This window comes from Paenibacillus sp. GM2FR (assembly GCF_002803325.1).
Classification (GTDB): domain Bacteria; phylum Bacillota; class Bacilli; order Paenibacillales; family Paenibacillaceae; genus Paenibacillus_AQ; species Paenibacillus_AQ lautus.
Window position 1 is genome coordinate 671,985 of record NZ_MKZM01000008.1, and the last position, 12,608, is coordinate 684,592.

General features: G+C 47.3%; 12 protein-coding genes. 10 read left to right on the forward strand and 2 right to left on the reverse strand.

The window, feature by feature from the left end:
* Positions 1 to 13 precede the first annotated feature (13 nt).
* Both spoIVB and spo0A read left to right on the forward strand, forming a co-directional pair.
* On the forward strand, positions 14 to 1,348 hold the full coding sequence (gene spoIVB, locus PAEVO_RS03220; protein WP_100536248.1) for a SpoIVB peptidase: 1,335 nt from the start codon (positions 14 to 16) through the stop codon (positions 1,346 to 1,348).
* Between the two features lie 195 nt (positions 1,349 to 1,543).
* Entirely contained in the window at positions 1,544 to 2,347 is an 804-nt protein-coding gene (gene spo0A, locus PAEVO_RS03225) for a sporulation transcription factor Spo0A (protein WP_100536249.1), read from the forward strand.
* Positions 2,348 to 2,586: 239 nt separating this feature from the next.
* On the opposite strand, the gene PAEVO_RS03230 is transcribed toward spo0A, so the two are convergent.
* Positions 2,587 to 3,489 (reverse strand): ArsR/SmtB family transcription factor, encoded by a 903-nt coding sequence (locus PAEVO_RS03230; protein WP_100536250.1) that lies wholly within the window; start codon positions 3,487 to 3,489, stop codon positions 2,587 to 2,589.
* 284 nt (positions 3,490 to 3,773) lie between these two features.
* On the opposite strand from PAEVO_RS03230, the gene PAEVO_RS03235 reads away from it, so the two are divergent.
* From PAEVO_RS03235 to PAEVO_RS03260, 6 genes are all read left to right on the forward strand, one after another.
* Positions 3,774 to 5,015 (forward strand): extracellular solute-binding protein, encoded by a 1,242-nt coding sequence (locus tag PAEVO_RS03235; RefSeq protein WP_100536251.1) that lies wholly within the window; start codon positions 3,774 to 3,776, stop codon positions 5,013 to 5,015.
* A gap of 83 nt (positions 5,016 to 5,098) precedes the next feature.
* Entirely contained in the window at positions 5,099 to 5,974 is an 876-nt protein-coding gene (locus PAEVO_RS03240; RefSeq protein WP_071223867.1) for a carbohydrate ABC transporter permease, read from the forward strand.
* Between the two features lie 54 nt (positions 5,975 to 6,028).
* A complete protein-coding gene (locus tag PAEVO_RS03245; RefSeq protein ID WP_100536252.1) occupies positions 6,029 to 6,940 on the forward strand; it encodes a carbohydrate ABC transporter permease in 912 nt (303 codons plus the stop codon).
* Between the two features lie 79 nt (positions 6,941 to 7,019).
* Complete coding sequence (locus tag PAEVO_RS03250) at positions 7,020 to 7,994, forward strand: glycoside hydrolase family 43 protein (RefSeq protein WP_100536253.1); 975 nt, start codon at positions 7,020 to 7,022, stop codon at positions 7,992 to 7,994.
* 245 nt (positions 7,995 to 8,239) lie between these two features.
* A complete protein-coding gene (locus PAEVO_RS03255; RefSeq protein ID WP_100536254.1) occupies positions 8,240 to 9,127 on the forward strand; it encodes an NAD-dependent epimerase/dehydratase family protein in 888 nt (295 codons plus the stop codon).
* A gap of 64 nt (positions 9,128 to 9,191) precedes the next feature.
* Entirely contained in the window at positions 9,192 to 9,404 is a 213-nt protein-coding gene (locus PAEVO_RS03260) for a hypothetical protein (RefSeq protein WP_100536255.1), read from the forward strand.
* Positions 9,405 to 9,516: 112 nt separating this feature from the next.
* On the opposite strand, the gene PAEVO_RS03265 is transcribed toward PAEVO_RS03260, so the two are convergent.
* Entirely contained in the window at positions 9,517 to 9,822 is a 306-nt protein-coding gene (locus PAEVO_RS03265; protein ID WP_100536256.1) for a DUF2627 domain-containing protein, read from the reverse strand.
* A gap of 157 nt (positions 9,823 to 9,979) precedes the next feature.
* Between PAEVO_RS03265 and lpdA the strand changes: the two genes are divergently transcribed.
* Positions 9,980 to 11,401: a dihydrolipoyl dehydrogenase gene (lpdA, locus tag PAEVO_RS03270; RefSeq protein ID WP_100536257.1), complete on the forward strand. Its 1,422-nt coding sequence runs from the start codon at positions 9,980 to 9,982 to the stop codon at positions 11,399 to 11,401.
* Positions 11,402 to 11,579: 178 nt separating this feature from the next.
* Positions 11,580 to 12,608 (forward strand): thiamine pyrophosphate-dependent dehydrogenase E1 component subunit alpha, encoded by a 1,029-nt coding sequence (locus PAEVO_RS03275; RefSeq protein WP_100536258.1) that lies wholly within the window; start codon positions 11,580 to 11,582, stop codon positions 12,606 to 12,608.

The following is a 12,608-nucleotide window of genomic DNA, read 5'->3' on the forward strand; positions in this document are numbered from 1 at the left end:
AGCGTGACAGCCATTGAAGCCCAACCTCAGGAGAAAACTGCTCGGTTTCGTTCTTGCTTTCCTTCTTTGTTTCATTGGAACTGCTGATCCTGTCCAGTCTTTTGCTTCATTGCCCAATGAGCTGAGATTGATTTCCGGTCAGCAGTCCCGTCTTGATGTTGCCATGCCTGTTCAAGCCCTCGCTTCAGTTGATCGCCCGGATGTCCTGCAGCTCAACGGCTCCCGCGAGTCAAAACTTCAAGTATCGCTAAAGCATCCACTGCAGCTGAATCCCCAGCAAAGCGGAAATGCCGAAGTTACCCTGAAATTATTTGGTAAAATTCCTCTGAAGACAGTTCATGTGAAGGTGATCCCCGAACTCAAGGTCATTCCAGGAGGTCAAACCATCGGCGTCAAAGTGAAATCCTCCGGTATACTGGTCGTTGGGCATCATCTGGTACGCGTTCAAAACGGTGCTAAAGTGTCTCCTGGAGAAGCAGCTGGCCTGAGGGTTGGCGATCTGCTTACCAAGATGGATGGAAAGCCGCTTAATGATGTAACAAAGGTCGCTGACATCGTCAAGAAGGCCGGTGAAGCCAACCGGCCCTTGGATATCTCCTTTAAGCGGGGCGGCAAAGAAATGACAACAAAGCTCAGTCCGGCATATGATCAAGAAGATCAAAGCTGGCGCCTTGGTCTGTATATCCGTGATTCTGCAGCAGGTGTAGGAACTTTAACATTCTATGCGCCTCACCAAAAAGTCTACGGAGCTCTGGGCCATGTCATTACCGATATGAATACTCAAACCCCCATTGATGTTGGAAGCGGCCAGATCGTTCAGTCCAACGTTACATCCATTAGCCGAAGTGAAGAAGGCGAGCCGGGAGAAAAACGGGCAACCTTCACAAAAGACGGCAAGATATTGGGCAATGTTGAGCGTAATACTCATTTCGGAATCTTCGGTAAAATGAATAATCTTCCTGAACACGGTTTGTATCAGGAGCCAATACCCGTAGCTTTATCCCATGAGGTTAAGGAAGGTCCTGCAGAAATTTTAACTGTCGTAGAAGGCCAAGAGGTTGAACGTTTTACAGTGGAGATCGTACACGTCTCCAAACAGGATACTCCCGCAACGAAAGGACTTGTACTTCGTATTACCGATCCGAGACTGCTTAAGAAGACAGGCGGAATCGTACAAGGCATGAGCGGCAGTCCAATCGTTCAGGATGGCAAGCTGATAGGAGCGGTAACCCACGTTTTTGTAAATGATCCGAAATCGGGGTATGGATGCTTTATCGAATGGATGCTTCAGGACTCCGGCGTACTACAATCTACAGAATCAACTCCTCAAAATCTTAAGGCAGGTTAATGCCTTGAGATTTTTTGTCGTAAAATAACGAATTAGAGATTAATTTGAAACAAAATATTTAATTATAAATCAACTTCAAAAAAAAATAAAGAAAAATAATTTTCGACAGAAGGAATTTAAATGAGTATGTCGAAAACTTTATACACAAGAAAATGTTCTAAAATAACAACTGATCTGATAAAGGAGGAGCACGAATTGCAAAAGATCGAGGTATTATTGGCAGACGACAACCGTGAGTTTACAAACCTGCTTGGTGAATACATTTCGGATCAACAAGATATGGTGGTATCCGGAATCGCTTATAATGGCGAAGAAGTACTGAGCATGATTGAGGAATCGGGAAAAGTACCGGATGTGCTGATCCTTGACATTATTATGCCTCACTTGGACGGCCTTGGCGTACTTGAACGATTACGCGATATGAATTTGTCTCCGCAGCCGAAAGTGATCATGCTTACGGCATTTGGTCAGGAAAATATTACGCAGCGAGCTGTACAATTGGGCGCTTCCTATTATATTTTGAAGCCGTTTGATATGGAGGTACTCGCCAGCCGCATTCGTCAACTCGTTGGCTCGTCCGGCAGCATTTCGTCAGGCGCGCCATTTACAAGTATGAAATCCAATGTTGTTCCCATGGGCAAAGGCAAAAATCTGGACGCGAATATCACTTCGATTATCCATGAGATTGGTGTTCCCGCTCATATCAAGGGCTACCAATATTTGCGTGAAGCCATTACCATGGTATACAACAATATCGAAATTCTTGGTGCGATCACGAAAACGTTGTATCCTGCCATCGCTGAGAAATTTAAGACAACGCCTTCCCGAGTGGAACGTGCGATCCGTCACGCTATCGAAGTAGCCTGGACTCGCGGGAATATCGATTCGATCAGCCATCTGTTCGGCTACACCATCAACATCAGCAAATCCAAGCCAACCAACAGCGAGTTCATCGCGATGGTCGCGGATAAGCTGAGAATTGAGCATAAGGTTTCTTGAAAGGGTAAGGACTAAGGAAGGGATTTAGGGGAATGAAGTTGTGGCACCTAAATGTCTACTTGCGCGGAACATTGAAATCACTCCTTTATTGGTTGCGTCGTCGTAACCAGTGAAGGAGTGATTTTATGTTTGTCATGGACTTTCAACAAAACAAACCAGCCGTTAATGCGGCTGGTTTGTTTTCATTTAGGTTACTAACCCGGTAAATATCCTTCAGTGTTACGTTCCTTCGATTGCCCTCACAGGTAATACATTTTGAACTGGATATCCTGCTCGTGGTTCCCGAACTTCTTGCCGAATAATGTGGCGCCTCCAACGTGCCTTGCATCTTCCTTCACTTCAATTCGAAAGGTCCAGCGATCACAGGTTGCATCCAAATCATCTACGGAGACAGCGGAGAGCGGGTCGCCATCGATATAAGTACCGTGGCTCGTAATTCGTATCGTTTTTAACAGTCCGTATTGGTTGATATTGTGTGGCCACCATGCAGGCGTATATTTCCCCCTTGTATCCGCAAAATCCCCCGGGCTTGTCCACGTGCCGAGTTCAATGCCGTTTAAGGAGAAGGTGATGTCGGAGGGCCAGACATCATTGGAAAAAGGAAACTCCGAGGAAATCTCCAAACTGATTTCGAACTGCTGCAGTTTTTCATCCTTTTGAAGGAAATTAGCGATGTTGTATTGGATAAAGCCCTCGGTAAACCACAGAATTTCTGCATCCACACGCTTGGGATCCATGAAGTACTTGGGCTCGTCAACCCGCCCGATAAATTCCTTCTCGGTCGCAAGGCCGCAGGTAGGCTTCAGGTCATAATCGGTGTAATGTCCGATCGGCACCGAAGCCTCATACGAAGCAAAGGAATGAAAGATTTTTTTCGGGAAGTTGATTTCGATATGATCCACCTTCAGGATCGAGATTTTCTGCTGTCCCGATTTTCCCGGCACTTTCTCAGTCCGGATAATGCCTGCATCTTCGAGCTTTTTAATATGTTTTGTCACAATCGGACTGCTGATTTGAAGTTCTTGGGCCAAATCTTTGATATTCATTTTGTTTTTCGAGAGCAGCTGAATAATCTTGATTCGAACTTCGCTGGCCAAAGCCTCGTAAACCACAAGCGATGACTTGTCTATTTCCAATTGCATATGACCACTTCTTTCAACAAGTTTTTCATAAACAGTGTTCATTAACTAATATGCATCATAACATATGCTTTATTAACCTGTATATAAATCTTATCATTTAATACAACAATTTTTCAAACTTATGATTAATATAAATGTTAATTAAACGATAAATTAACAATAAAGATTTATATATATGTTATTGACACCGTTTTCATTACGAGTGTATACTGAACCAAAGTTAATCGTTTTCATGATCCAAGCCAGTGAATGATTAACCAAATGATTAGTAATAGGAGGAGAGTTTGTTGAAGAAAAAAATGGGGGTTTCACTGATACTTGTAATGTTAGCGGTAGCGGTACTAGGGGGATGTGGCAACGGGGACAAGAACACCATCACCTTTTGGACGCCTTTGACGGGTGATGACGGGGCTTACATGGATCAACTTGTGAAGGATTACAACGCCACCAATCCCGAGTATAAAGTGAAGCATGTGATTACCTCGGACATGTATACAAAAATATCTACAGTTCTTAATTCAGGCAAAGGCGTTCCTGATCTGTCCATTATTCACGCGGACCGCGTTCCAAGCTTTGTTAAGCAAGGCGTGTTGGAGCCGATGACGGCAGTCATGCAAGCTCAACCAGAATTGAAAGCGGATAATTATTTGCCGCAGGCCTGGGCAACGGGAAACGTAGAGGGTACCCAATATACGGTGCCGCTTGATATACACAGCAATGCAATGTACTACAATAAAAACTTGCTCAAAAAATACAATGTAGAAAGCTTCTTGGATGATGATGTGGTTACCATTGATGAAATTTTGTCGCTGCAAGGCAAGCTGGATGAAGGCGATTACGTTATTAATGACGCTCTATTGGGCTGGGTTGTGTTAGCGCAAATCCAGAACCTGGGCGGCGACATTCAACAAGACGGCAAACCTGCCGTGAATACAGAAGCCATGAAACAAGCGTTTACGGAGATTAAGAAAATATCGGATGCGGGCTTGATGACCCCTTTTGGTGAGGACGGATACCTGATGTTCCAAGCTGGAAACGTTTTATTCTCAACAGACGGCACATGGAGCTCGACGGCACACGCAACAGTGGATGGCTTGGACTTTGGCGTAACGAACATTTATTCGACGAGTGCGGACAAGTATACAAACCGAGCCTCTTCGCACTTATTCTCCATGCTGAAGAACGACAAGAGAACGGATGAAAAAGAGCAAGCCATCGGCCAGTTCCTGGAATTCATTCGCCAAAACTCGATTGAGTGGGCAAAAGCGGGACAGATCGTAGCGAGTAAACAAGTCATTGAGAGCCCCGACTACAAAAACTATATACAGTCATTCTTTACCTCCAACGAAAAAGAAGTTGAATCCTTGTACATTTACACTTACGAATACTATCCATACGTAGCGGAGGCTGTAGATACATATGCAGCGGATATCGTACGGGGCAATGTCGATATCGACGAAACCCTGGCGACGATGCAAAAATTTGTAGAGGATAAAATCGCGGAAGGCAACAGTGCCGCAAAGTAAATGACAGCAGAGCATGATTGAAAAAAAGCAAAGTGTCCTTGCTTTCATGACACTTTGCTTTTCCAAAGGAGAAATGAAAGGGTATGAATAAGAAGTCGTTGACGCCTTATTTCTTTGTAGGTCCCCATTTGATACTTTTTATCGTATTTATTCTATTGCCGACCCTATACGGGATTTATGCTTCCTTTACGCAGTGGAATCTGATCAATGATCCTGTATGGGTTGGCTTGGCCAACTATAAAACGATTCTGTTTGACACGGAGTCCACCTTTTATACCCAATTTATGAATGGATTAAAAAATACACTGATTTTTGTTGTTCTAAGTGTACCTATATTAATCATCATCCCGTTAATGATTGCCGTATCGCTCGAGCACAAAAAAGTGAAAATGAAAAATGTCATTCAGTCCATTCTCTATATTCCCGGACTCATTTCGATCTCTGCAGCGGCACTGATTTGGTCTTTAATATTCAATAAGCAGCTTGGGATCACGAATAATATCTTCGGCTCCGAAACGGTCTGGGCGGCCAACCAGCCCTATGCCTGGCTGATCATTATTGTCATTACGGTGTGGGGCGGAGTCGGCGGGAACATGATTATCTACCGGGCTTCCATAAGCGGAGTGTCCAAGGATTTGTATGAATCGGCCGAGATGGATGGAGCGGGGCCTGTCCGCAGATTTTCAAGCATTACGCTGCCTTCCATTCGTTTCCCGCTGATCTATACCTTTGTTATGACGACAGCCGGAGCCTTTAACGTATTCGGTCAGCCATTGATGATGACGGACGGAGGACCTAGACAGAGCACAACCGTATTGATGATGTATATCCGGCAGCTGGCCTTTGGTCACGGAGAATCGATTGCGGGCATGGCTTCCGCGATGGCCGTTTTGCTCGGACTGGTCATTCTCGTCATTTCAGCTCTTCAGTATTATGTGATGAACCGAAACGCGTCCTAGCAGCATGTTCAGCTTGCAAACGACGGAAACGATAAAAGGTAGGTGTACTGTGCAATGTCGAACCCGGTAGTACATGAAGTGAACGCGGATTCCAAGCTTGGTCGCTCTGGTCCGAAGAAGGCTTCAACCAACATTAGCGTGTCAAAATATATTGCGTATACATTTCTCATCCTGCTGTGTGTGATATGGGCGATTCCGGTCATATTTGGCATTACCACATCTTTTCGGTCCCAGGCCGAGGTGGTATCCAGCGGGTTCAGTCTGCTGCCTGATAGCTGGATTTTCGAAAATTATGTCGCGATCCTGCAAAATACATCGACAGCGCCCATTCTGCGCTGGTTGATGAACTCCGTTTTTATTGCCACGATGCATACGCTGCTCGTGATCGTCGTTATTTCCATTACCGGTTATGGATACTCGCGCATGAACTTTAAAGGAAGGGACACCTTGTTCTTTACCTTGCTTGGGATTTCCTTTTTTCCTGGGGTAGTGAATCTGATCCCGTCTTATAAAATCATTGATGCGCTGGGATGGGTGAATACCTCTTGGGCGATGATCATTCCTGGCTTGGCCGGGATGGGGAACATTTTTTTGGTCCGACAATTCATGATGGGCGTTCCCAAGGATTTGGATGAATCGGCGCGCGTGGATGGAGCGGGAGATTTTAGAATCTATTACTCTATTATTTTACCGCTCATGAAACCTGTATTGATTGTATGCGGCCTGTTTTCATTCACGGGTTCCTGGAATGATTTCCTTTGGCCCGTCATCGTGTATACGGATGTGGAGAAGATGCCGGTCACAGCAGGACTGCTGTTGTTGCAGGACATTTACGGCAATTACCGCATGATCGGACAATTGATGGGTTCTGCGATCCTGGCCATCATTCCGACGCTGCTGTTGTTCCTGTTTGCCCAGAAATATTTTGTGCAGTCGATCAACTTAAACGCAGGCATCAAAGGATAGCAAGAAGATTGGATTCATAGAAGTTAGTAAAAATAGAAAGCTAGCGGAAGTCAAACTATAAGGTATAGGAGTCGTCACCATGACTGAATTATATATAAAAAATCCCCTGATCGAACAGCGGGCAGATCCCTGGATCTATAAACATACCGATGGTTATTATTACTTTACCGGTTCCGTGCCGGAGTACGACCGAATTGAGCTTAGACGCTCGCAAACGATTCAAGGGCTTGCGGATGCCGAAGGAATTACGATCTGGCGCAAGCATGAGTCAGGCCTGATGAGTGCCAACATATGGGCACCCGAGATTCATTATATGGATGGCAAATGGTATGTGTATTACGCCGCTGCCCATACTTCAGAAACGAGGGACGGATTGTTCGATCACCGCATGTTCGTATTGGAGAACGCTTCGGCGAACCCGCTCGAAGGGGAATGGGTGGAGAAGGGGCAAGTGATCACGAAGTGGGAATCTTTCGCCTTGGACGCAACGACGTTTGAGCATAAAGGCAAACGGTACTATGTATGGGCTCAGAAAGATCCGGGCATTCCAGGCAATTCCAATCTGTATATCTCATTGATGGAAAACCCCTGGACCCTGACAGGGGAACAGGTATGCATATCGGTTCCCGAGTACGATTGGGAGAAGATCGGGTATCTTGTGAATGAAGGGGCCGCCGTTCTTAAGCGAAACGGGCGAATATTCATGACCTATTCCGCGAGCGCCACGGACCACAACTATGCGATGGGGCTGCTGACAGCCGATGAAGACAGTGATTTGCTGAATCCGAGCTCCTGGGTCAAGTCGCCTGTACCTGTATTTACGACATCTGAAGCCAATGGCCAATATGGTCCGGGGCACAACAGCTTCACGATTTCCGAGGACGGCTTGCAGGACATTTTGGTATACCATGCAAGAAGTTACAAGGAGATCGTCGGGGATCCACTATATGATCCGAACCGTCATACGCGTGTACAGGTCATCCGATGGAACGAAGACGGAACGCCGAATTTCGGGGTGCCAAGAGCGGATCATGAACCGGTCTCCAAGCCATGATGCCGACTTTGTCATTGGGGTTGTGACCGGAAGGATTAACAAACATCAGACCGACTGAGCTTAACAGCTTGGTCGGTTTTTTACATTCTAGGAGGTAAGCGGCAGAATATAAAATAGGAAAAAAGAAGGAGTCTTCGATATGGATGGAGAAAAAGGGACAGATGGTTTTATGAAATGGTTAAGGATGTATAAAGCACAAATCGATTAGCGATATATTCTTATTTCCTGGTAAGGAGGAATTATAAATGGCAAAGATATTAGTATTGGGCGGGACCCGCTTTTTCGGTAAAAGGCTGGTTAACCGGCTGCTGGCTAAAGGCGATGCCGTTACGATTTTGACGCGTGGACATCACCAGGATTCATTCGGGGGTGCCGTTTCGCGGCTTGCCGTGGATCGGAAGGATCCGGAAAGTTTAAAACAGGCAGTGGGAAGCCAGGACTTTGATATCGTGTATGATAATATATGTTATACTCCGGAAGAAGCGGGACAAGCTGCAGACATCTTTGCCGGACGAATTGGACAATACGTGCTGACCTCCACGTTATCGGTATATGATTTTGCGGATCACCCGTTGAGGGAAGAGGACTTTGATCCGTACAGATACCCTGTTATGATGAACGAAAGCAGGGACTACAGCTATAAGGAAGGCAAGCGCCAGGCGGAGGCGGTATTATTCGGTCGCCATAACCTGAACGTTACCGCAGTCCGGTTGCCGATTGTGCTGGGACCGGATGATTACACGCGCAGACTGCATTTTCATATTGAGCATGCAGCGAGCGGTGAAGCTATTGGTTTGCCTGATCCTGACGCCCAAATCTCGTTTGTGCATGCCGAGGAAGCGGCAGAGTTTCTGGAATGGGCAGGTCAAGTCCAATGGGAAGGCCCGGTAAATGCTTGCTCCAGCGGAACGATTTCGGTCCGGGAAATGATGAGCCTGATCCAGCAGGAAATTGGTAGGTCGGCACCGCTGCAGTCTTCGGCACCACCTGATCACATGTCCCCGTTCGGAATTCCTGGAGATTGGACGATGGATCATGCCAGAGCGGCAGCTGCCGGCTTTAAATTCTGGGATCTGCACGATTGGATGCCGAAATTGATTGCTGAATTGTCCGCCGATTTGCAGGTTCGCTAGCGGAGTGATTGGATACATCATTTGAAGAAAGACAAGAGGGAAGTGCCCTGAAAGGAAGATCAGCATGAGCGACAAGATGGAAGCATGGAAAGAGCGTATTCGAGAGGTAGAATCCAAAGGAGGCTTATCTCCGGAAGCCCTAACGCTAATCCATGCGATGTATGAAGAGCTGGAAGTTTTGACGAAACAAAATTTTAATCTGCGGAAAACCGCGCTGAAAGCGACGTCCAGAGAAACGAGGATGTCGAGTAAACTGAAGGACGCACTAATGGAATAAACGGCGGAGTCCAGAACATATGATAAACACCGGGGATGGCTCCCCGGTGTTTTTTTTGGAAATATCATAAAGCGGTAAACATACGAAGCATGGGCTTCCTGATATCGCATGATTAGCTTTTAGATGGCGTTCCTGACTTCGGCGCCTGGCGCTTCTTTTTGAATCGGGGTCCAACGTAATTTCGCTTGCGGTCCCGGAACAGAATCCAGCCGCCCAAGAATCCGATACCGATGACAAACAGGGCCAGCCCGCCTAGAAAAGGCAGCCACCCGAAAGCGGGGTTTGCCACGCTGTCATCCCCATGAACGGAAATATATAGAAAAACCGCATCTTTCATCATTAAGAAACCCTTCATTGCCATAAAACCCGGGATAACTAAAATCAAGATGGCAATAAAGCGGGAAATTAACATTTTCATAGAAGATTCCTTCCTGCGACTGATGTAATGAACTACCGTTTATCATACCTTTTTCATAGGGGTATGTCTATTTCGATTATGGATGATGATTTTGTAATCCGAAAAAAAGAGAGTACAATGAAAGTGTATAATTGGACTTATTATGGAGGTGCCGTTTGTGGCTATAACATGTGATGTAGCAATTCTTGGCGGGGGAACCGGTGGATATGTTGCGGCCATCCGTGCAGCCCAGCTTGGTAAAAATGTGGTCATCATCGAGCAGGACAAATTGGGGGGAACCTGCTTGCACCGCGGTTGTATTCCGAGCAAATCTTTGCTTCGGAGTGCCGAATTGTATGCGGAAATGAAGGATAGCGAGAGCTACGGAATCGAGACGGATGGGGTCCGGTTATCGTTTGACAAAGTGCAAAAGCGCAAAGACGGTATCGTCGATAAGCTGCACCAGGGCGTTCAATATTTGATGCGCAAAAATAAAATTACCGTCGTGCAAGGCAAAGGGAGAGTCATCGGCCCGTCCATCTTCTCTCCGCGCAGCGGCGCAGTGGCGGTTGAGCTTCCGGATGGCGAGATGGAAACCGTGGTTCCCACTCATCTGATCATCGCGACCGGCTCGCGTCCACGTCACTTACCGGGACTTGAGCCTGACGGCATACATATACTGACAAGCGACCATGCGCTTCAGCTGGATGAGCTTCCTGCATCCATTATCATCGTAGGAGGCGGCGTAATCGGCGTGGAATGGGCTTCGATGCTGAATGATTTTGGCGTTCAGGTCACGATTGTGGAAGCTTCGCCACATCTGCTGCCAGCCGAAGACGAGGAGATTGGACGTGAGCTGACAAAGATGCTCACCGCCAGAGGCGTAGAGGTGATCACCAACGTTTCACTTCAAACCGACAGCTGTGAGGTTCGGAATCAAAGCGTGTCCATCACGATCGAGCAAAAGGACGATACAAGAACATTGTCAGCGGACAAGCTGCTCCTTTCTGTCGGCAGAATCGGCAATACTGAAAATATCGGACTTGAAAATACGGACGTTCGGGTTGCGAACGGCGTCATTGTGGTGAATGCCAATATGCAAACAACGGAACCCCATATTTACGCGATCGGCGATTGCATCGGGGGTCTTCAGCTTGCCCATGCGGCAAGCCACGAAGGGATTGCAGCCGTGAACCATCTGGCAGGCGAGAAGGCGGAAGCCTACCGCAGTGAATGGATCCCTCGCTGCATCTATACCCGTCATGAGGTAGCCAGCGTCGGACTGACGGAGAAGCAGGCCAAAGAATCCGGACATGAGATCCGGATCGGAAAATTCCCGTTCTCGGCGATTGGCAAATCGTTGATCCACGGAACGAAAGAGGGGTTCGTGAAGGTCATTGCCGATCAGAAGACGCAAGATATTCTGGGCGTGCATATGATTGGCCCGCATGTAACCGAGCTGATCGGCGAAGCGGCTCTGGCACAAGTACTGGATGCGACTCCATGGGAAGTGGGAGCGGCGGTGCATGCCCATCCATCATTATCCGAAATCATAGGCGAAGCGATGCTTGCGGTGGATGGACGAGCCATCGGTTTGTAGGGATGAGAACATCCTTTTGTGGAATCCCTCATTTCTTTTTGCCGAGAAAGGGATTATAATAACATTAAGCCAAGTCTTAGTACCAGGTTTTAATACTTGATCAAATATGCCTTTAAACTCATGTTACGAGGCCGGTGATCAAGCCTGAAGTCATGGCTCACATAAAGGAGGGATCTCCATGAAAGAACATGAAACGGTTACGGCAAACAACAATAGGCATGAGCAGCTTGGACTGACCGACGGACAAGTGCTAGACATGTACAAATATATGGTGCTGGCACGAAAATTCGACGAGCGCAACCTGCTGCTGCAGCGGGCGGGCAAAATTAACTTTCACGTATCCGGTATCGGGCAGGAGACATGTCAGGTTGCTGCTGCGTTTGCCCTTGACCGGGAGAAGGATTATTTTTTACCCTATTACCGCGACTACGGATTTGTATTGGCAGTGGGTATGACGCCTCGCGAACTGATGCTGTCGGCTTTTGCCAAGGCCGAGGATCCGAACAGCGGCGGACGGCAGATGCCGGGACACTTCGGTAGTAAACGTCTGCGAATTGTGACGGGCTCCAGCCCTGTAACCACACAGCTTCCGCATGCCGTTGGTATCGCGCTGGCGGCCAAGATGCAGAAGAAGGATTTTGTATCGTTTGTTACGTTTGGCGAAGGCTCTAGCAATCAGGGGGATTTTCATGAGGGCTGCAACTTTGCTGGCGTTCACAAGCTCCCTGTTATTATCATGTGCGAGAATAATCAGTATGCCATTTCGGTGCCGCTTCATAAACAGATTAGCGGGAAGGTAAGCGACCGCGCTCTCGGGTATGGATTCCCAGGCATTCGAGTGGACGGCAACGATGCGCTTGAGGTATATGCAGCCGTGAAGGAAGCGCGTGAGCGTGCGATTCGCGGAGAAGGCCCAACACTGATCGAATCCATGATGTACCGTTTGTCTCCGCACTCCACATCGGATAACGATTTGGCGTACCGGACAAAAGAAGAGGTCGAAGAGAACTGGAAGAATGACGGCGTCGCCCGCTTTAAGAATTATTTGGTCGACTGCGGGCTCTGGGACGAAGCACGCGATCAGGATTTGATCGCTCAATTAAACCTGGAGATCAAAGAAGCGACGGAATCTGCAGACTTGGCTCCATTTCCGAAGCCTGAAGATACGCTTCTTCACGTATATGCCGATGATGAAGGGGGCGTGTAA